Here is a 19,678-nt window from a genome sequence, read left to right as displayed (position 1 = left end):
TATTAAAGACCTCCTTCCGGCTCGTCCATGTACGAAATTCCGATTTTAATTTGTACGATCCTCCGATAGCAACCCAAGCAGCAGGTCTACCACTCTCTCATGGGCAATAGGCGAATACTCAAACCAGGGATCGGAAGCCAGCACATAAACCTGGTGCTTCTGGACAGCGGGCAGCTCAAGCCAGCCTATCGATTGCTGAAGCTGGGCCCAATAGGCCAGAGTGTCCGTTTCCTGCCTCAGCAGCACCATAAGATGGTCGGCGCCGACTTCCATTAGCTGCTTGAGCGTAATCAGCTCGTCATAGACCTCTTTTTCGCTTAAATAGGCTCTCGGAATCTGCAGGTCGCTATAAACAACCTCGGCCAGGGTCCGGTTGCTGTAAGCATGAATTTCCGATCCGAAAATACGGAGGACAAGCAGCTTTTCCTCCTGCATGGAAGTCTTAAGCCGTTCTCTGGCCAGCTCGATTCTTCCGTGGTAACCGCTCAGCCACTGCTCCGCCTCCCGCTTTTCGCCAAGCCTTTCCCCCAGCTCCAGGAACAGCTGTTTCCACTCTCCGGTGCTCCAAAGTATTTTGGCAAGCGGCGCAATCCGCTTTAACGTTTCTCCTTCTTCCGGCATGAGTTCATCTTTATAAAGAATGAGATCAGGGGCCAAACGCTCCAGCACCTGCAGATTGTTTTTCCAATGTTTATTGTTCCGGTAGGCGCTAAGCGGTACGGCAACGTCATCCTTGTAAGCCTGGTAATAATAAGCCGTCCACTTCGGGTGCAGCGGTGCGGCATAAGGAATGATCTGCAGCGCCAGCAGATAACCGGTTAACGACGCGTGATAAACGGCGATTTTGCGTTTACGGCTTTTGACGTATTGGCTGGGACTCATTCCGGTAAATCTCTTGAACCTGCGGCTGAAATAAAATTCGTCCTGGAAGCCCGTTTCGGCAGCAATATCCCTTAATTTGCGGGGGTGAACGGCTGCTTTGGCCAGCCCTTGCTTGGCTGTTTTCATCCTTACGGCATTCAAATAGTCCATCGCGCTTACCCCAAAGGCCTTCTTAAACTGGTCCACAAAATAATTCGGGCTTAAGTTCGCTATTTGCGCCAGCTGGTCGATGCTCAAATTGGAGCGGAAATTTCGCTCGATATGTACTTTGGCTGCCTCGAGCGATGAGCCGGTACCGGAGGCGGAGCCGGCGGCATTCTCCTGCTGCTGACTGCGGAGAAGCCGGTGCACCAGGCTCTGAAACAAAAGCTGGGCCTCAAACCGGGCCAGCGGATTATCAGCCGGCGCCAGATCAACCATCGTGCCGCAAAGCGAAAACAAGGGACCCGGATCCAAGGGCTGCAAATGTTGCTTCAGCGGAAACCCGCCGCTGCTCTGGATCGGTTCCGGGGCAGCAGCGCCGGAGAAGGAATAGGCGCTAAACCTTATGACAAAGACCGATAGCTGGCGAGGCGTCTGCTCGGATATCCGATAAACCTGATTGGGCGGACACAGAAACAGCTGGCCGGGCCCTAACCGGAACTCATCCTGCTCGATGGTCAACAAACCCGTTCCCTTCATTACGGCAAACCAGACGAAGGTATCGCTGAACAGGCCGGCCTCCTCCCAGCCGGTTACGTCATGGATCCAAGAGACGGCATGCAGCCGGAAAATAAGTTGGTCCGGATCCAGGGGGACTTTGCTGCTAACGTCCATTCTTCCACCACCTGAAGTTCAATTTCGTAATCAGTTAAAGACCTGAAGGCTGACCCTTGATATATTGATAATGGTTCTCAGTGACTCAAGGCTATTCGAATGATAATGGTTCTCAATAAATATGTCAATACTTGACGCCTTCCTTTATTCCATAGAAAAAAATAAACAGCCACCCCTAAGAGGAGTGACTGTTCTGTGTCTAACCGTTCTCAGCTTTTGACCAAAAATGCCTCTTCCCCTTCCGTGACAGGGGCCGGAGCTTCGCAGGAGCTCTGCATCGTATAGTGGCCCATCTCGTCGGAAGAATCATGGAAAGCCCACATGGCTTCCAGCACATGATATGCCAGCTCGCCGGTCGCCCGGTGTTTCCGGCCGGTCCGGATCGCTTCCGCCATGTCGGCGGCCGCTACGCCGCGGGCGTTTTCCGTAAAACCGGGCAGCAGCGGCTGCTCGGTCCAATCGGATTGCCCGGCCAGCTTGACCTCTACTTTACCGCCGAAATTGTTCGGATCCGGCACTTTAATCGTGCCTTTTGTCCCGTAAATTTCGATTGGCGGCAGCGTGGTTCCGCCAAACACGTCAAAGCTGGTGACCAGCGTGGCTATGGCTCCCTGCTGGAATTCCAATACGCCGGCAATATGCGTCGGAATCTCAACCTTAATCTTCTGCCCGAATTTCGGACTGCTGGTGATCGTTCTTTCTTCCAGCGCTTTGCCGGTAATCCCGGTGATCCGCTTGATCGGTCCCAGCAGCTGCACAAGCGCCGTCAAATAATAAGGGCCCATGTCAAACATCGGTCCCCCGCCTTTGGCGTAATAAAACTCCGGGCTTGGATGCCAGGATTCATGGCCTCCGCCCAGCATAAAAGCCGAAGCCGCAACAGGCTGCCCGATCAGGCCGCTTTCAATCAGCTTCAAGCTCGTTTGAATGCCCGATCCGTAAAAGGTCTCCGGCGCGCAGCCGACAAGCAACCCTTTTTCCTCCGCAACCCGCAGCACTTCCCGGCCTTGTTCCCGGGTGACGGCGAGCGGTTTTTCCACGTACACGTGTTTGCCCGCTTCCAGGGCTTCAAGACAGACGGAAGCATGGGCGGCCGGAATCGTCAAATTGATGACAAGCTCGATATCCGGATCGGCCAGCAATTCCGCCGGCGTATACACGTTAGGGATTCCATATTCGGCTGCCTTACTTTCAGCCTGCGTCCGATCCAGGTCCGCACAGGCGACCAGGTCCAGATTCTGGAACTTCTTGCAGTTCTCCATGTAAATGCCGCTGATTTTGCCGCAGCCGATAATGCCAACCTTCACTGGTTTCAAACGGTTCTCCCCCATTCGTTATTCGTATTGGTTATCCTGCATGCCGCTGTAGCTTGCGGCGGAAGTTGCATTGCGCTCCGAAGCCAGCTTTTTGCCGGCTGCCGCCCACAGAAAACCACGCCGCATAATTTCCGTCACCTCAGGCATATCGACGATGTCCGCATGATGTCCAAGCGAATTGTAAAACACGCGGCCGCTGCCCCACATTTTGGTCCATACCACCGGCATATCAACAGGCGGGTTTGTGTCATGCGGACCGGCCACCACCGGAAACCGGGTTGTCGCATGGACTTGAACCACAGGATCCACATGCATGTAGTACTGCTCGCTTTTAACTTCAAAATCCGGCAGCCCGGCCAGCAGCGGCTGGTCTTCCGTTTCCCGTTCCACGATGTTCACGGTATATTCCACGCCGTCATTTCCCGGGTGGGCCACCCATTGCCCGCCGACCATAAACTGCCAATCGACGTTGGTCCGGAACGAATCGCCCATTCCTCCATGACAGCCCGCAATGCCCGTTCCCTGCTGGACGGCAGCCAGCACGTTTTGCGTGAGTTCGCTGCTCAGCTCGCCCATGGTCCATGCCGGAACGATCAGGTCGAGGCCCAGCAGCTTTTCTTTATCCGCAAAGGCTTCCAATTGATTCGAAACCTCTACCTCAAAACCTTCGGACTCCAGAATCCGTTTAAAAATAGCGGCGACCTGCTCCGGCTCATGGCCGTCCCAACCGCCCCATACGATAAGCGCTTTCATGCTGACAATCACTCCTTTATATTAGGTATGATTCCAAAACCAATCTTAAATCTTATATTTCGTTCTTCCGCTCACATTTCACTGATACGGATCCAGCGCCTTTCGGCCACGGAACGTTCGACCGCTTCCAGTACCGCCTGGCATTTCACCCCGTCTTGAAAATTCGGCGACGGCTGCCGGTTTTCCTGAATGGCCTGCATCAGCTCAAGGATTTCGTGCGTAAAGGTGTGTTCGAACCCGATCGTATGCCCGGCTGGCCACCAGGCCTCCGAATAGTCGTGGGCCGCATCCGTGGCAAGCACACGCCGGAATCCCTGCACATCCTCCGCATCCTCCGTGAAATACACTTCAAGCTCGTTCATCCGTTCGAAATCAAATCTGACGCTGCCTTTGCTGCCGTTAATTTCGAACGAGTTGGTGCTGCGGTGGCCCGCGGCAAAGCGGGTCGCTTCAAACGAACCCAGCGCTCCATTTTCAAACCGGGCCAAAAAGAGGGTAGCGTCATCCACCGTGACTTGCCCCTTAGGCCCGCCGCTGCTTCCTTTTGCGGTTAAACCCGTCATGTTGGCCGCAAGCGGTCTCTCTTTGATAAACGTTTCGCTTGTGCCGATCACTTCGCCGATATCGCCGACCAGAAAATGGGCAAGGTCAATCAGGTGCGCGCCGAGATCCCCAAGCGACCCGGACCCCGCGATTTCCTTCTGCAGCCGCCAGACGAGCGGAAACTCCGGATCCATGATCCAATCCTGCAGGAAAAAAGCCCGGAAATGATAAATTTGGCCCAATCGGCCCGAATCCACCAATTTCTTGGCCAGCCTGACCGCAGGCGAAAAACGATAATTAAAACCGATCATATGCTTCACGCCGGCCTGCTCGGCGGCTTCCAGCATATCCCGGGAATCCTGCAGCGAAAGCGCAAGCGGTTTTTCGCAAAACAGATGTTTGCCGGCTGCCGCCGCCGCTAAAGCAATTTCCTTGTGGGCATCGCTCGGCGCGTTGATATCGATTAAATCGATATCCTCCCTGTTTACCAGCTCGCGCCAATCGGTAACCGCCCCACTCCAGCCAAAGCGGTCGGCCGCTTCCTGCACAGCCCCCGGATCTCGTCCGCAGATGAGGGACATTTCCGGCTTCAAGCCGCTGTCTGGGAAAAACATTGGCAGCGCCCGGTAGGCATTGCTGTGGGCTTTTCCCATAAATTTATAGCCCACCATCCCGATTCTGACTTTCTCCATGTAAAACCTTCGCCTCCACTCTCCCCTATTTTTTGGGTAACAAGGTAACGCTTTCATTTCTATCATAAACCAAAATGGCCGCCAATAGAGTACACATTCTTTAGTTTTTTTTCACTTTTTGTTTTCTATGCTTTTTAAGCCTATGCCGCAAAATTCTTATTCTCCCGGCTCCCGGTACCAGGCCAGGAAAGCTTCCGCCACCGCTAACCCCGCTTTTCCGTTAGGGTGAGGGTCATAAGCGTCGCTCATCCATTCGGGCCGGATCCGGTGCTCTTCGGGTGCGGGCCAGGACAAAACGTCCCCCACCGGAAAAACCCGTTCTACGCCCGCAGGCGGACTGGAAAGAATCCGTTTGTTCACAGCCCTCCACACCTTCTCTCTGTTTTCCGTAAAGTTAAAAGGCGGAACCGTGCTCAGCATGACTTTTATCGCCGGATTCCGGTCCTTCAACCGGCTGACAATAGCCGTCAAGTCGGACCAAAGCTCTTCTTCGGACCGTCCCCCGATATCCAGGTCATTTACGCCCAGCATGATCAGGATTTCATCCGCAAACTGCGCTTTAGAAAGCCACGGGCTCCCCTCCGCAGCGGCATCATAAGCTCGGCCCCAGCCCGAGCCGATATTCCAGACGCCGAAATCACCGGATAAGGCCCTGCCGATCCCGGCTCCCCAATATTCATATGCATCCTTGCTCGTACGCACGCCTTGGGTGATGGAGTCACCGAGCAGCACCATTTTTTTCGCGGCAGGCCGGTGTTCTCCGATAAAGCTGGGCAGGACCAGCAGCTGATCCGAAGGGGACAGCCCCTCCGCTCCCGGCTCGCCCGCCAAGGCTCCCGGACCGTCATAACCCGAAGCCAGCATGCCTTCCACGTTATAAGGAAACGATTTCCCGGGCTCCAAAGCCGTTAAGGTCCAGCTGAATACCAGAAAATGCCCTTCCGGCAGCTCAACGGTGACTTCGTCGCTCGAAAAGGTTTCGCCGGGCTGCACTTCTTTGCTGTCCTGGCCGTCAAAGGTCACCGGGATTAACGTTCCAGGAGCCGCGCTCCCGTCAGGCTGCAAACCGCCGTCTCCTATAAAGGCGGACTCGATACGCCACCGGCCTCCCGGCTCTCCCCCCGCTGCCTGCTGTCCTTTGTCCCAGGTGGAATCCACGGCATTGCTGTGCCAGATACGGATAGACAGGCTGCCGTTGTTATAAGTGCGGACATAAGTCCGGTAAGTGTGCGTGAAGGGCTCGGGCCGATTCATAATAAAGTTGGCTGCCGCGGAAAGCGGTGTACCGGAAACATATCCGCACGCCATCGGGGTCAGCTCCTTGGCCTGGATTCCCTTCTTCCGTTCAATGGTCTGCTTCAGCTGGCCACTTGTCCCGCGCTGTTCGTTCTTGTTCATTTCGATATCCTCCCGGCTGAAATGACGGGGAAAGCCTCCCCGGTTATCTAGTAGATTATACCGTCAGGCGAGGAACAAAAACTAGAACGATCCGGCTCGATTTTTGCACTTTTTTGAGCCGCCTGCTCCAAGACTGCTTACGCAAATAAAATAACCGGATTCCCTTAGGAATGCCGGTTATTTTCTCTATTTCATCTAGGATTAAGAAGCAAAATTATTTCTTCGTCAGGTTGATATGATCCAAATCCGTGCTGCTGTTAAAGATAAACTCCAGTTTGTATGCGCCGCGCACATAAGTCAGCTTTGTCTGGGTGAGTTTGCCCGTTTTGATCGTGGATACCGCGCTTGGCGCAAACCAGTTCTGCTTCACCATGGCAATCGTGATGCCGCCGATGTTCGTCTGGCGTTCTACGTTAGTGCCGAAATAACGGATCTCGCGAATTTTATCCAGCTTATAGGAAATGGCGTATCCCGGATTGCCCATGTCCGCCCCGTAAACGTCAAAGGAATCGGCGTCTTTGGCAGGGCTCGGAGCCTTGCCGATCGCTTTGATCACTTCTTCTTTGGTTGTTTTCCCTACAACGAAACTGCTGACTACACCCGGAAAATGGCCGTTTAAAGCCGGCTTATAAAAACCGTTCAAGGTCTTCAGGGCCATCTGGGTATCCGTTTTGCTTACAGTGGCGGCTTGCGCCTGTTGAACCGGCAGGACGCCGCCGTACAGTCCGGCGGAACCTGCTCCGATTACACCGACCAGGGCCAGTGCGGCAGCTGCTTTTTTGAAAGTTGATTTCTGTTTCATGATGATCTGCTCCTTTATCTCTTGTTCCTTATGATTTAACCCGTTTCCATGTCTGATAACCCGAAAATCCGAATGCCGTCATCCCGGGGTTCTAAAAACTATCTATACTATAAACGACTGCCGGCCTTCATAAGTTACGATCTCATGAAAAGGATATATCAATTTTGATAACAGACTCCGATGACGGTGAAAAGGGCAGGCTGTGTTACAATATTTTTAGAAGCCTGATTGAAAAATGGAGGAACCGATACCGATGGACCTGTCGTTTGTCACCTATACGCATTGGGATCAGAACGTGTGGAACAAGTTGAAGCCCATCTACGCGGAAGCTTTTCCGCATGGCGCCAAACCGGAAGCGATTCTCCGCACCATGCTGGATCGCGGAATGGCCTGCCTGCACGGCGGATATCTGGGAGAAGAAGCCGCGGCTATGGCCGTAACCGGCTTGAGCGGCTTGGAAACAGAAGGCGGCCGAAAGCTGATCGTTGATTATATGGCGCTCCGCAAGGATTTACGCGGTCAGGGTCTGGGCACGCATTTCCTGCAAAAAATTAAAGATTGGGCCGTTCGGGAGCTGGACGTTTCCGCCCTTCTTATCGAGGCTGAAGCTGAAGATAACGATACCAATCGGGCCCGGCTTCGCTTTTGGGAAAAATGCGGATTTGTCGCAACCGATTATGTACATACCTACATTTGGGTGCCTGAGCCTTACCGTGCCCTCATTTTGCCGCTAAAACCCGGTTTTGAGCTGAAGAATGACGGTAAATCCCTGTTCCGGCACATTACCTCTTTCCATGAAAAAGCCTACCGCAAACGGTAGGCTTTTCAGGTTCTTTAGGTTAATCAAGTTGGGTAGTTACAAATTGTTATTTTTATCTCGGCGGGGGTACCTCCCCGGAATAAAAGGACTCTTAACCAAAGATTTTCTCATACACCGGAAAGTCCGCTTCCCGGCCTTCGTAATTGATTTTCCCTCTTACCTCATACCCGAGTTTGTTATACAGGTGCATGGCGGAAACGTTTTTCATGTAAGTATCCAGGCGTATGCTTTTATATCCATGTTCCTTCGCATGTTGCTCCGCAAAAGCGATCAGCCGGCTTGCAATGCCCTTGCCCTGCGTATCCGGATCAACGGCCAGCCGGTGCATGATCAGATTTGGACCTTCAGGCTGCCTCCAGTCGATTCTTTCATATTGCTCGTCCTGTCTCTCATCCAAAACCATCATGCCCAGCAGCCGGCTCTCCTCCGTCACCGCAATATACATCGCTCCCCGTTCCAAATCATCCGCGATGATTTCCCGGTTCGGGTACTCTTCCCCCCACTGCTCGTTACCGCTTTCATTCATGGCACGGACGCAGCGTGCAATCATCGTCATCAAAGATTGAAGATCGCCAGGTTGTCCTGGTTTGATTTCAATATTCATAGTTTCCCCCCTCAGCCGATATCCATTGTTTATTTACAGTATCGACTATTAGTCTACCATAAGCCGAGAAACAAAGGATTTCTCCAATAGACCAGTTGCCGGGCGAATTGCATACAGAGGGGCACACACTTATTTCTGAACGATTATAGAGGGAATATGAGCCACGACCTCGGTGTCGGCATAACTTATGCTGCCGGGTTTGGATTTGCAAATCTTTTTGATCCGGGTCGCTTCTTCCACAATCTCATCCGTATAGGCATAGGGCTTGGTACGGTTTGTAACGACGGCAATGGAAATAGAGGTCAGAGGAATCGCTGCGTAAGATCCGCTTCGGGATTCGCCCATCACAAACTGGTTTCTCCAGTCTTCTTCGCTGTAAAATTCCAGCTTCATGTTTTCAAATTCTTCGATGACCTGCCGGCACATCGGCTCAAATTGATGGTGGTTCAAGATGGCGATAAAATCGTCCCCGCCGATATGCCCGAGAAAATCTTCCGAAAAATGCTTGCGCAGCAGGTTGGCCGTAGCTTGTATCAGCTGATCGCCCATCTTGAAGCCGTAACTGTCGTTATACGTCTTAAAGTGATCCAAATCTATGTATAAAACGCTAAAAAAATCCTGCCTCACCGATTGATTCAGCCTATGTTCGATCATTCGGTTCCCCGGCAAGCCGGTGAGCGGGTTCAGGAATATGGCTATTTCCGCGCGAATATCGGCTACGGCAAGCAACAGACTGCGGATGCTAACCGCTCCATATAAGCTGCCTTCCCTGGTAACAATAACGCCTTCATAAAGCTCTTCCTCGCTGCGGTTCATCGCTTCGATGCTGACGTCCGTAATCGCCTCTTCGAAATCTACGACCAGCGGCCGGTCATGCACGACAAGACTGACGGGTCTTCCCATGTACAGATTATAGCCGTATTGCGTGCCGATTTGCTGGTAAAAACGCGATCTCATCAGCAGCTTGGGCTCGCCTTCTTCTCCCACAACCGCTATGCCTTCAAGCTTGGGATTCTGTTTAAACAGTCCGTACACAAAACCGCATTTGGTTTCGGGCGTAACGGACGGAATGGCTTCAGCAATTTCACCGATCTTCGTAAACATCTCCTCACCCTCTTTCTCCCCAGAGATAAGATCCTCAAATGCAAATGCTTCGGCCAGCTTTTAGCTCAAACCGGCGGTAAAGGAATGGATTGGAGCTTGATTTCCGGTCTGCCCAGCGCATAACCTTGGCCAAATTCGATACCCTCAGAGCGCAGATAAGAGATTTCTTGGCTGCTTTCAATACCTTCCGCAATAATATGGGTGCCGGAGGCCGAGGCAAATTCCTGAAGCAATTTTACCACATGCTGTTGATTAGGCTGAAGGTGGACGTCCCGGACCAATGACTTGTCCAGTTTAATAAATTCGGGCTTCAGGCTGATGATGGCTTTTAAACTGTTATAACCGGCTCCGGCATCGTCGACGGCAATCCGAAACCCCTGCGAGCGGTAATGGGACAATACTCTTTCAAAAGCCTCGTAATCCTGAACCGCCTGGCGTTCCGTAAGTTCAAATACGACTTGTTCCGGGGACAAGCCGAATCGGGATAGGAGTTGCAGCGTTTCTCCGCTCCGATAGTTGGAATCCGCTAATACTTCCGGATGGACATTTAAAAAGATAACCGCCTCCTGCTCCGCCTGCTCGTCCGCGGCTTTCTTGAAACGCTCAAGCGAAATCTCCCGGCAGAAACGTTCGATGGCAAACACTTGATCCGTATACCCGATAAAATCGTAAAAGGATTCGGTATTCGGGAAATAGGAGGAGACCGGAGGGCGATTCAGGACTTCAAAGCCGAGACACTGGTTATCCTGTAGATGAAAAATAGGCTGGAAATAAGTAGTGAGCGATTTGCCCCGGATAATGCGCTGCAGTTCATTAAAACGCTTGTAAGCTTGCAAGGACTGTCGGATCGCCTGGCAAAAATAGGTCATGTAATTATACAGACCGCTTTTCTCCGTGGAAGGAAAGAGCGGTTTTTTCATTTGCGGTTTCTCCCTTTATTTTTCTATAAGTGATATTCCTGGGTTGAATTGGCGATGATTAGCCCTTTAGTCCTATCGTATCATTCCTATAGCGGACAAGCGTTAAAACCGCGTTAAGCATATGTAAATTCTATTTAACTTCTTATATTTCAAGCTGCTGGCGTGAGCTGAAAAAGAAAAAGCACCCCGATTTTCATCGAGGTGCCCTTTTGCTTATTGACCGATTAAATCATGATTATTTAACCGATTTGCTCCAGTCGGCAGCAAATTTAGCCAAACCTTGCTCAGTCAATGGGTGTTTAGTCAATTGGTCGATAACGCTGAATGGAATTGTGGCGATGTGCGCACCAGCCAATGCTACGCGGGTAACATGGTCAGGGTGACGAACGGAAGCTGCAATGATTTGAGTGTCCAGGTTGTGAACACGGAACAATTCAGCAATTTTGGCAACCAATTGAACGCCGTCTTCGGAGATGTCGTCCAAACGACCCAGGAACGGAGAAACATAAGTTGCGCCGGCGCGAGCTGCCAGCAAAGCTTGGTTTACGGTGAAGATCAAAGTTACGTTTGTTTTAACGCCTTGTTTAGTCAAAGCGCGGCAAGCTTCCAGACCAGCCAAAGTCATCGGCAGCTTGATCGTGATGTTTTTGTCGCCGTTGTTGATTTTGATCAGCTCTTGAGCTTGGGCAATCATATCTTCAGCGGATTCTGCATCCGGAGTTACTTCCGCAGATACGGATTCAACTTCGGGAACAGCCTGCAAAATTTCCGCGATGCGGTCTTCAAATTTCACGCCTTCTTTAACAACCAGAGAAGGGTTGGTAGTTACGCCGGACAGAACACCAAGTTTGTATGCTTTTTTGATGTCGTCCAGGTTGGCAGTATCGATGAAAAATTTCATTTTTGGTAACCTCCACAAATTTAATTAATGTATTTTTGAAAGTTTCTTACCCAAGTATACTCTCGTGTTTAAGAGAGGTCAATTTGCAAAAACCTCACATGTGTCCGTATTTCGACATTTTCAGAGCTAAAACGAGGGGTTAGTTCAGAGATATCGCTGAATAAGGCCAAAAACGATATATTTTCCAAAATTAATCGGGATTCCCGAGTTGGCGGCCCGAATAAAAATCTGCTTAGTCCCGCTTATTGTTCACGTAAAGCCAGGGTTTTATGTGAACAGGAATCAAACCTGCCCTCTCCAATCCGGCTTGGCCGTTTCCAACCAGCGGTTCCTAATGCGGCCAAAAATCTCTGAAGGGAGCGGCCCTTTCTCCAGCAGTTTCGCATTTTCCTGCCAGCGGTTTGGTTTGGTGGTCCCTACGATCGCCGTATCTACGCCGGGCACGCTTAAAGTAAAACGAAGCGCCGTCTCTACCGCTGTCTGAATGTTTTGGTTCAAAAAGTCGTATTTCAGTTCGCCAAACCGTTTCCAATAGGTGTACGGATAGGCTTTTTCGTCGAGCGAGTCATAAGTCCAGGCCGCATTGGCAATCGGCCGTTTCGCAATAATGCCCATGCCCTGTTCCTTCGCTTTTGGAATCGTCAGCTCAAGGGACTCCTGGTCCGCGATATTCACCGAGGTTTCAAAGCTGTCGAAGACGCCTGTTTGAATTGCATATGCCGCATCCCTGCTGTCGCCGCTGTATCCGATAAAACGAGTTTTCCCGGCCTCTTTGGCTTTCTGCAGCACTTCGATCACATCGCCCTGACGCAGCACTTCTTCACTGCAGCTGTGGAGATGAATAACGTCGACATAATCGGTTTTCAACCGCTTCAGGCTGCGGTTAATGCTTTCCTCAAGCAAGTCCGGATTCCAGTCTTTGCCCGGCAGGCCCGATGCATGTCCGCATTTGGTAAATAGATAATAATCGCTGCGTCTTCCCTCCAGCACCTTCCCGATCAGCTCTTCGCTGTCCCCGTAACATTCGGCGGTGTCGATCACATTAAGTCCGGCATCAAGCGCACCGAGCAGCAGCTGCTCCACCTCTTTTTCCGATACCCCGCGGCCGATTTCCGAACCGCCAAACCCAAGAATGCTGACCTCCATGCCTGTGTCTCCGTAACGTCGTTTTTCCATTTCAATCCCCCTCACCGTTTTTTTGCAGGCCGGCCTTGCAATGACCGCACTGCCGCCTGCCTTTCCTCGCTCTAACCTAAATGAGCCTTCTGCTTCTCTAGGATCCCTATCTATTTATTACCCTAAATCCTGGCATTTTGAAAGCCAAAATCCGGAATTTATATCCTTCTTTTAACCGCTTCTCGAAAAACAAAGCTGCCCCCAGCGGTCTGGGAGCAGCTGTACCTTCTATTTCGATCTAATCTACCCGATCATCTGCCGAGCTCGTATTTATTTCGCGGGTTCCAATTTAATCAGCTTGGAAGTCGCCCCCGGCAAAGAGAAATGAAGGGAACCGGAAACCTTGGTGTTTTCCCCGGTCCACAGGTCCGTCATTTTATAGCTTGATTTACCGCCGAGGCCTGCCCGTTTGAGATCAACGGTTTTGTCGACGGCAGCCTCAGAATAGTTAAACACGGCCAGATAATAAGTTCCATGGTCGTTCAGAATGAAAGTATCGGCCGCGCTGGTCCCCGTATTGCCTTCAACAGGTCTAAAGGCTTTGCCTTTTAAGGCAAGCGCATTTACAGCCGGATTGGTCAGCAGCGTTTCCATGTATTCACGGGCCGTTGCATCATGCACGTCGTCGGAATCCAGGTAAACCGTACCCGAAATGGCGGCAGCATTCACGCGGGACCGGGCACCTTCAAGCGAACCGCCTTTGCTGAGCGCCATATAGTCCGGATCCGTATAGCGGTAGATCGTGCCGTTCTGCCACCAGCCGTAAGTGAGATTGTTGAGCTGATATTCCGTGCTGCCGATAGAGCCGTCCACATCGCAGGAAATCCGGCGGCTGTGCGCATACTGGCTCGGGAAAATCGGCGCGATGGATGCGCTGATAAACATTGTACCGCCCGCTAATTGGTCCAGATAAGCCATGCCTTCATTATAGGCTTGGATGCCCGTCGCGACCTTCGGGTCATAATGCTGCCCTTCAAGCGAACCATGTGCCAGGAAGTCGACTTTAATATACTCAAAACCCGCTGCTTTAAAACGGTTCATGTAATATTCCAGACGCTGCTTGACGGCCGGATGGGTCGGATCGACCGCATAAGCTCCGTCCAGCTTCGGCAGTACGTTCCCCTGGCCGTCGCGAAGCACGATATCCCCGTAAGTGTAAGCGCCGTTTGTGCCTTCGACCGTCTGCTGGAGATTATCGCCCCAATACACGAAAGGAGAATAATAAATACCGGCCTTCTGCCCGTTGGCATGGATCTGCTGAACGAGACTGGCAAGCTGCTGGTCGTTCATGTTGTCCCAGTAGGAATCCAAGTTGATGTAGACGTTGCCGTCATTTTCAAAGGAATGGTTCTGAAGCTGTTCTTTAAAATAGTTGGAGGTATCTACTACAGCGTCATAACTGACATTGCTGGAATAAGCTCCCCAGCTGTTCCAGCCGACCGGTACGCCTGCCGGAACACCAGGACCAAAATCCAGCGGCGGAGCAACCGCGGCATTGGCCGCTCCATAGGCTTCAAGACCGGTACGGTAGTCGTCATAGAAACCTACGAAAATTTGCGGCGATGCTACCGTTTTCCCTGTCACTTTGCCATGAGGCAGACTGTCCCGGGTGGAAGAAGGCGCGGTAAAACCGCCGTAGACCTGCAGCCGGTTTAATTTATTGTCCGAACCGCTCCAGAAGATGCCGGTTTTCCAGGTGTCATGCGTCACCGATCCCAAAACGAGGCCGGTGCGGCTCGTGTTGTCATAAATGGCCGTCAGCTCTGAGCTGACATAGTTCTGGTTGTTCAGGCTTGTGTTGATCGTTTTGGATTGGTAACGGGACCAGCTGTCATTATCAAAAGGCGCAAAGAGCACGCGGTTATCGTTATAACTGCCGATATCTACGCCTCCCTGAGCCTCCATGACGATCGGCGCGATATGGTTGGTGGAAAGGGGAGTCGACTGCTTGGCGACCGTCTGGGCAAGCAAATAAGTCCCGTTGTTGTAAACGGTATAGATTTGGTCCAGTGCAGGCGCACCCTTTTGTTCATTGTGAACGGTCACGCGAACCCCTTGACCCGATGCGTCCTTAAAAGGAACCACATCGCTTGGGTTAAACTTATGTGTTTTGTAATCCTTGCTGAAGAACGTTTTATCCGTTTCAAGCGAGCTGTAAAGCCCAGTCGCTACCGTACGTCCGTTCCAGTTGTATTTAGACAATCCGGTTTGAGTGTTGTATACAAGTTCGTAAGCGGAATTGCCGACCTTAAATCCATTTTTATATTGGGTCAGCTTGATGGCCCCATATTTCTTGACGTTGATAAGCTTGCCGAGATCCCCGATGTTTCCGTCCCCTCCGGATCCTCCGCTGCCGGAAGAGTTAAAGGATAACTCGATTTTGTCAAAGTCCGGCGCATAGCTGTTATCGTCATCGAACGTGATCGAGTTGCTGCCCTGCTGCAAATGAATTTGCAGGCTGTACTGCCCTACCGTATTCCAGTCAGGCGTTTTCGGGAAGCTGAAGTTCTCCTTCTCCCCTCCGTTGACGGAGATCGAAGCCGCTCTTGGATCACCGGAAATGTAAGAAACGGTTAAATCATAGATGCCGGCTTGATCTGCGTTAATATTATTAAAAGTTAACGCCGACCCGCCGTACACATTGCCGACCTTGATGCCTCCGGAGCAGGCATCGCAGTTGACGGGACCTGCATTGCCGGTAAAAGTATTCCCGGCAGCCTCGGCTTCATAAGATAGGACGCTTTGGACGGCAGGTGCCGGGTCAACGGCATTCCCCGTCAAAGGATTCTGGGCATCCGCAAAAGCACCGCCTGAAATCGTGAATGTCAAAAGCAAAGATAACAAAACTGCCGCTGGTTTTTGCATCAACCGGTTAAATCCCCGTAAGTTCATAAAATTCCTCCTCTTCGGCATCTGGGTGTATTTCTGGCTACTGCGGATCTTCGATTCCGGCATTTAGTCCTGAATCAAAATCAGCTTGAAGATTTTCGATTCCGCCGGCTCCAAATCGCAGATCAGCTCATCTTTGACGATATCCGTCTCTCCTTCCCAAAGCTCGGCAAGCCGGTAAGTACGCCCTGATTCCAAGCCCATGCGCCGCAGGGAAAAAGTTTTCCGTACAGAGTTTTGTTTATCAAAATTAAAAACTGCCGCATACAGTACTTCCCCGTTGTTTGGAGCCGGTTCCTCCTGCTTCAATATAAAAATATCGCAGGCCTGCTGGCCAAAATTCCCTTCGACCGGAATAAAGGTTTGGCCCAGCCGGGCCAGGTCCAGCACCTCGCGGTTAGCCAGCCAGTTTTTGGCGCGCCAGGCGGCCTCTTCTCTGCGGAAATCGTCCCCGAGCAGCAGCACGGTGCCCGAAATGAGCGAGGCCGTCAGGCGGCTTCGCCCTTCGTGCCGGGTGGTCGGCTCCTGGTTGAAGCTTTTATACATGACGGAATGATCCGGATCGTTATAGCGATACAAGGTGTTGTTCATCCAGAAGCCATGCGTCAGCGAATTGAGCAGATATTCCGTATCGCCGATTTCACCGAATACGTCGCAGGAAATTCGGCGGCTGTGGGCAAAGGCATAAGGGAATAGCGGCGCAATCGACAGATGGATGAAAAACGGTCTTCCCGCTTTCTCCGGTGACAATTTATCCGCCAAATAAGATAAGCCGTAGTGGTAAGCGGCAATCCCCGTCGTAATCTCCGGATTATGGTGCTGGCCTTCCAGAGCGCCATGCGCCATAAAATCCAGCTTGATGTATTCAAATCCATCCGCGAGCGTTTTGGCCGTAAACCAGTCGATCCTGGCGAGCGCCGCCGGATGCGTCGGGTCGATGGCCAGTCCTCCGGCTATGTCGGGCACAATTTCCCCTTCCGCATCCCGGAGCAGAATGTCGGCATAAACATATTGGCCGTCCGTGCCTTCTACCGGTTTGCCAAACTGATCCGGCCCTCCCCAGAAAGCAAACGGGGTCCAGTAGGTGCCCGGCTTATGCCCGTTTTGCCGGACACGCTCAAGCGCCGACTTGAATTCTTCGGGACTCAGATTGTTCCAGAACGCATCAAAGTTGATATAAAGCGTCCCATCGTTTTCGAAGCCTTGAGGCTGAACTTCCTTTTTCAAAAAATCGCTGGTTGAGGTATAAAGCTCATAATCCAGCTTGGTAGCCGCGGCGGACCAGCTGTTCCACCCAAACGGCACGCCGCCTTCCCAAGGAAGCGCCGGTTCTATAACCGTGTTGGCCCATCCATAGGTTTGAAGTCCGGCGCGATAATCCTCGTAAAAACCAAGGAAAACCAAAGGGGACTCTACACGCGGCCCTTTGACATAGCCGTGAGGCTGGAAGTCGCGGGTCATTTCGCTGACCGCACCGCCATACAGCTCCAGTTCATCAATCTTGGTCGGAGTCTCCGCTTTGATTTTGATGCCGGTTTTCCAAAGCTCATGGCTGATGGAACCCATAACGATCCCTTTGCGGCTTTCCGGCAAAAACAACGCGGTCGCTTCATAACTTTCGGTAGTCAAGGGGAGCTTCTGCGCATCGAACCGCACCCACTTGTCGTTGTCGTACGGAATACGCAGCACATGAAGCTGGTCTCCTGGATGATTCGGTTCTTCGAATGTCAGCGCATTCATTTTAAAGACCGACAGACGGTTAGCCTTGAAATCCCTGTCTCCGGTCACGGCGGTTCTCAGCAGCACGAACGGAACCTGTTCGTATACGTAAAAATGCTGCTCCAGCTCCGGCAGCGCCTTAGATGAATGGATCACGGTCAGATGAAGCCCTTTTCCGAATCCGTCTTCGACCGGGCTTGCCTCTTCTTTAAGACGGTGACTTTCGTAATGGCCGGTATCGTACTCCCGGCCGTTCCACCGGAAAGCGCTCTTTAATTGCTTGAGCTCCGTAAATCCTTCCATGGAGCACGCATAAGCCCCATTTTCCAAATCAATGTTCAGCTCCAGCTTCCCGTTGTTAACCACCAGCCGGGAATCTCCAGCCCTCTCCACCTTCACGGGGATGGTGCTGTTTGCATTCATGTTTTTCCCTCCTTAACGTTGCTGAATTTTGCGGATAAACCGCTTTCGCTGCTATTATAGAAAAGGAATAAAGCGCTTTCTATGCTTCGATTTTCCGATCCATGCCGTGAAGTGACTAAAGTTTGCCAAAGGGGAGCGTTAGAATGAGATACTGCGTTAATCCAGAATGAGCAATTATAAGGAAAGTCGCAAAAAAAAGAAAAATGCCAAGAAAAATAACCTAACAGCGGCGATTTTTCTTGGCATTATTAGTCATCCTCAGGATCAATTCCCCAAAAGTAATTTCGCCCGAAAATATCTTCACATCGCGGCGACTGACTCCGACTATATCGAGGTAATCTGCTATAACCGCAATCCGCGGCCTGTCCCTTTTGCGTTCTATCATATGCTTAGCTTCATAGCCAGCAAAAAAAGCCGCCCCGCAGGACGGCTTTTCTCAACCGATTCAAGCACCCAATTCCATTTGCTTCAAATTATTTCAAAATTTCTTCGATCCGGTTCAATACGTCTTCGCTGAGCTCAATGCCGGAAGCTTTCGCGTTTTCCGTAACCTGTTCAGGACGGCTTGCGCCCACCAGGGCGCTTGCTACGTTATTCTGACGCAAAATCCAAGCCAGCGCCAGGTTGCCGACGGAAATGCCCAACTCTTTCGCAACGCTTTCAAGCTGGTGAACTTTGTTGATCTTCTCTTCGGTGATGCCTTTGCGCATCCAATCCAGCTTGGCCGCACGGCTGTCCTGCGGAACGTCGGAAGCCGAAGTGTATTTGCCTGTCAGCAGGCCTTGGGCCAGCGGCGAAAATACGACTTGTCCGATGCCGGAGCGTTCGCTCAGCGGAATCACTTCTTTTTCGATATAACGTTCAAACATGTTGTAGATCGGCTGGCTGACAACGATGCGGTCCAGCAGATAACGGTCGGCAACGCCAAGCGCTTCCGCGATTTGGGAAGCCTGCCATTCGCTCACGCCTACATACAGCACTTTGCCTTGACGAACCAGGTCGTCAATCGCACGAAGCGTTTCGTAAAGCGGGGTTTCCGGATCATGACGGTGGCAGTAGAAAATATCCACATAGTCATGTCCAAGGCGCTTCAAGCTCGCATTAGCCTGCTCCGTGATATGTTTTCTGGACAAGCCGCGGTCGTTCGGGCCATCGCCCATCGGCCAAAATGCTTTCGTAGCCAGCACGTAGGATTCACGAGGATATTCTTTCAGCGCTTTGCCTACTAGTTCCTCAGCCGCGCCTTTCTCGTAAACGTTCGCCGTATCAAAAAAGTTGATGCCCAAATCGTATGCAGTTTTAATAGAGTTGACCGCATTTTCGCGCTCTACATAACCGCCATATGTAAGCCAGCTTCCCAAGCTGATTTCGCTGACTTTAAGTCCGCTTCCGCCTAATTTCCGGTATTTCATTTTTAATCTACCTCCTCAAGTGATTTGGAGTAACCCTTTTCATTCTAAACAAGTTCATATATGATTTGAAGAAGTGAAATGTTTTTCACTTAATTATAGATAGGGTAGCTACTATACCTCGTATAGTTAGTTCCATAGAGGAGGAGAACCTATGAAAACAGCTAAAAAGGCAAGCAGCTATATTCCTAAAGAACCGGTATTTATCGAATGCAAGATTGAAAAAACGCTGGATGTGCTTGGCGGAAAATGGGCTTTTCTTGTCATCCGCGAGCTTTTCTGCGGCAAACTCCGCTTCGGCGAGCTCCAGCGGCGAATTCCGAGCGTAAGCCCCCGTGCCTTAACCAGTACGCTCCGCCATCTGGAGGAGCAGGGCGTTCTCGAACGCGAGGTTTTTCCGACCGTGCCTGTTACGGTAGAATATTCACTTACGCCTAAAGGACAAGATTTGCACGTCATCTGCCATGAAATGAAGCTTTGGGCCGCCAAGTGGACCTAAAGAACCTAAGAA

16 protein-coding genes are annotated in these 19,678 nt (G+C 51.5%); 2 read left to right on the top strand and 14 right to left on the bottom strand.

Annotated elements, in window-relative coordinates; all coding sequences use genetic code 11:
• Positions 1 to 45 precede the first annotated feature (45 nt).
• The 6 genes from AC3ZPD_RS02265 to AC3ZPD_RS02240 all read right to left on the bottom strand — a co-directional run bounded on the left by AC3ZPD_RS02265 (position 46) and on the right by AC3ZPD_RS02240 (position 7,202).
• Positions 46 to 1,698, bottom strand: a complete 1,653-nt coding sequence (locus AC3ZPD_RS02265) for an AraC family transcriptional regulator (RefSeq protein ID WP_490982635.1) — start codon at positions 1,696 to 1,698, stop codon at positions 46 to 48.
• A gap of 209 nt (positions 1,699 to 1,907) precedes the next feature.
• Positions 1,908 to 3,014 carry a Gfo/Idh/MocA family protein gene (locus AC3ZPD_RS02260; RefSeq protein ID WP_490982634.1) on the bottom strand — a complete coding sequence of 369 codons (1,107 nt, stop codon included), beginning with the start codon at positions 3,012 to 3,014 and terminating at the stop codon, positions 1,908 to 1,910.
• 18 nt (positions 3,015 to 3,032) lie between these two features.
• Positions 3,033 to 3,767 carry a ThuA domain-containing protein gene (locus AC3ZPD_RS02255; protein ID WP_490982633.1) on the bottom strand — a complete coding sequence of 245 codons (735 nt, stop codon included), beginning with the start codon at positions 3,765 to 3,767 and terminating at the stop codon, positions 3,033 to 3,035.
• A gap of 71 nt (positions 3,768 to 3,838) precedes the next feature.
• Positions 3,839 to 5,002: a Gfo/Idh/MocA family protein gene (locus AC3ZPD_RS02250; RefSeq protein ID WP_490982632.1), complete on the bottom strand. Its 1,164-nt coding sequence runs from the start codon at positions 5,000 to 5,002 to the stop codon at positions 3,839 to 3,841.
• Positions 5,003 to 5,158: 156 nt separating this feature from the next.
• A complete protein-coding gene (locus AC3ZPD_RS02245) occupies positions 5,159 to 6,400 on the bottom strand; it encodes an SGNH/GDSL hydrolase family protein (RefSeq protein WP_490982631.1) in 1,242 nt (413 codons plus the stop codon).
• 214 nt (positions 6,401 to 6,614) lie between these two features.
• The gene (locus AC3ZPD_RS02240; protein WP_490982630.1) at positions 6,615 to 7,202 is read right to left on the bottom strand and encodes a YjgB family protein; all 588 of its coding nucleotides are present in this window, start codon (positions 7,200 to 7,202) and stop codon (positions 6,615 to 6,617) included.
• Positions 7,203 to 7,437: 235 nt separating this feature from the next.
• Between AC3ZPD_RS02240 and AC3ZPD_RS02235 the strand changes: the two genes are divergently transcribed.
• Positions 7,438 to 8,022, top strand: coding sequence for a GNAT family N-acetyltransferase (locus AC3ZPD_RS02235; protein ID WP_490982629.1), 585 nt, complete (start codon positions 7,438 to 7,440; stop codon positions 8,020 to 8,022).
• Between the two features lie 91 nt (positions 8,023 to 8,113).
• On the opposite strand, the gene AC3ZPD_RS02230 is transcribed toward AC3ZPD_RS02235, so the two are convergent.
• The 8 genes from AC3ZPD_RS02230 to AC3ZPD_RS02195 form a co-directional block, all read right to left on the bottom strand.
• A complete protein-coding gene (locus AC3ZPD_RS02230) occupies positions 8,114 to 8,626 on the bottom strand; it encodes a GNAT family N-acetyltransferase (RefSeq protein WP_490982628.1) in 513 nt (170 codons plus the stop codon).
• 129 nt (positions 8,627 to 8,755) lie between these two features.
• The gene (locus tag AC3ZPD_RS02225) at positions 8,756 to 9,730 is read right to left on the bottom strand and encodes a GGDEF domain-containing protein (RefSeq protein WP_490982627.1); all 975 of its coding nucleotides are present in this window, start codon (positions 9,728 to 9,730) and stop codon (positions 8,756 to 8,758) included.
• Positions 9,731 to 9,795: 65 nt separating this feature from the next.
• Positions 9,796 to 10,650, bottom strand: coding sequence for an EAL domain-containing protein (locus AC3ZPD_RS02220; RefSeq protein WP_490982626.1), 855 nt, complete (start codon positions 10,648 to 10,650; stop codon positions 9,796 to 9,798).
• A 235-nt stretch (positions 10,651 to 10,885) separates the two neighbouring features.
• Positions 10,886 to 11,551: a fructose-6-phosphate aldolase gene (gene fsa, locus AC3ZPD_RS02215; protein ID WP_490982625.1), complete on the bottom strand. Its 666-nt coding sequence runs from the start codon at positions 11,549 to 11,551 to the stop codon at positions 10,886 to 10,888.
• Positions 11,552 to 11,833: 282 nt separating this feature from the next.
• Entirely contained in the window at positions 11,834 to 12,727 is an 894-nt protein-coding gene (locus AC3ZPD_RS02210; RefSeq protein ID WP_490982624.1) for an aldo/keto reductase, read from the bottom strand.
• 270 nt (positions 12,728 to 12,997) lie between these two features.
• Positions 12,998 to 15,619: a carbohydrate-binding protein gene (locus AC3ZPD_RS02205; protein WP_490982623.1), complete on the bottom strand. Its 2,622-nt coding sequence runs from the start codon at positions 15,617 to 15,619 to the stop codon at positions 12,998 to 13,000.
• Positions 15,620 to 15,682: 63 nt separating this feature from the next.
• Positions 15,683 to 17,758, bottom strand: a complete 2,076-nt coding sequence (locus AC3ZPD_RS02200; RefSeq protein ID WP_490982622.1) for an alpha-amylase family protein — start codon at positions 17,756 to 17,758, stop codon at positions 15,683 to 15,685.
• A 473-nt stretch (positions 17,759 to 18,231) separates the two neighbouring features.
• A complete protein-coding gene (locus AC3ZPD_RS02195; protein ID WP_490982621.1) occupies positions 18,232 to 19,170 on the bottom strand; it encodes an aldo/keto reductase family protein in 939 nt (312 codons plus the stop codon).
• A gap of 151 nt (positions 19,171 to 19,321) precedes the next feature.
• On the opposite strand from AC3ZPD_RS02195, the gene AC3ZPD_RS02190 reads away from it, so the two are divergent.
• The gene (locus tag AC3ZPD_RS02190; protein WP_490982620.1) at positions 19,322 to 19,666 is read left to right on the top strand and encodes a winged helix-turn-helix transcriptional regulator; all 345 of its coding nucleotides are present in this window, start codon (positions 19,322 to 19,324) and stop codon (positions 19,664 to 19,666) included.
• Positions 19,667 to 19,678 lie beyond the last annotated feature (12 nt).

Source organism: Paenibacillus mobilis (genome assembly GCF_058267595.1).
The sequence above is the reverse complement of the archived record's forward strand: the minus strand, read 5'-3'. Positions and strand labels throughout refer to the sequence as shown.

Bases quoted from the DNA above. Each gene is read 5' to 3' on its own strand.
- AC3ZPD_RS02265 (WP_490982635.1), bottom strand. From the start codon at position 1,698: ATGGACGTTAGCAGCAAAGTCCCCCTGGATCCGGACCAACTTATTTTC.
- AC3ZPD_RS02255 (WP_490982633.1), bottom strand. From the start codon at position 3,767: ATGAAAGCGCTTATCGTATGGGGCGGTTGGGACGGCCATGAGCCGGAG.
- AC3ZPD_RS02250 (WP_490982632.1), bottom strand. From the start codon at position 5,002: ATGGAGAAAGTCAGAATCGGGATGGTGGGCTATAAATTTATGGGAAAA.
- AC3ZPD_RS02245 (WP_490982631.1), bottom strand. From the start codon at position 6,400: ATGAACAAGAACGAACAGCGCGGGACAAGTGGCCAGCTGAAGCAGACC.
- AC3ZPD_RS02240 (WP_490982630.1), bottom strand. From the start codon at position 7,202: ATGAAACAGAAATCAACTTTCAAAAAAGCAGCTGCCGCACTGGCCCTG.
- AC3ZPD_RS02235 (WP_490982629.1), top strand. From the start codon at position 7,438: ATGGAGGAACCGATACCGATGGACCTGTCGTTTGTCACCTATACGCAT.
- AC3ZPD_RS02230 (WP_490982628.1), bottom strand. From the start codon at position 8,626: ATGAATATTGAAATCAAACCAGGACAACCTGGCGATCTTCAATCTTTG.
- AC3ZPD_RS02225 (WP_490982627.1), bottom strand. From the start codon at position 9,730: ATGTTTACGAAGATCGGTGAAATTGCTGAAGCCATTCCGTCCGTTACG.
- AC3ZPD_RS02220 (WP_490982626.1), bottom strand. From the start codon at position 10,650: ATGAAAAAACCGCTCTTTCCTTCCACGGAGAAAAGCGGTCTGTATAAT.
- fsa (WP_490982625.1), bottom strand. From the start codon at position 11,551: ATGAAATTTTTCATCGATACTGCCAACCTGGACGACATCAAAAAAGCA.
- AC3ZPD_RS02210 (WP_490982624.1), bottom strand. From the start codon at position 12,727: ATGGAAAAACGACGTTACGGAGACACAGGCATGGAGGTCAGCATTCTT.
- AC3ZPD_RS02205 (WP_490982623.1), bottom strand. From the start codon at position 15,619: ATGAACTTACGGGGATTTAACCGGTTGATGCAAAAACCAGCGGCAGTT.
- AC3ZPD_RS02200 (WP_490982622.1), bottom strand. From the start codon at position 17,758: ATGAATGCAAACAGCACCATCCCCGTGAAGGTGGAGAGGGCTGGAGAT.
- AC3ZPD_RS02195 (WP_490982621.1), bottom strand. From the start codon at position 19,170: ATGAAATACCGGAAATTAGGCGGAAGCGGACTTAAAGTCAGCGAAATC.
- AC3ZPD_RS02190 (WP_490982620.1), top strand. From the start codon at position 19,322: ATGAAAACAGCTAAAAAGGCAAGCAGCTATATTCCTAAAGAACCGGTA.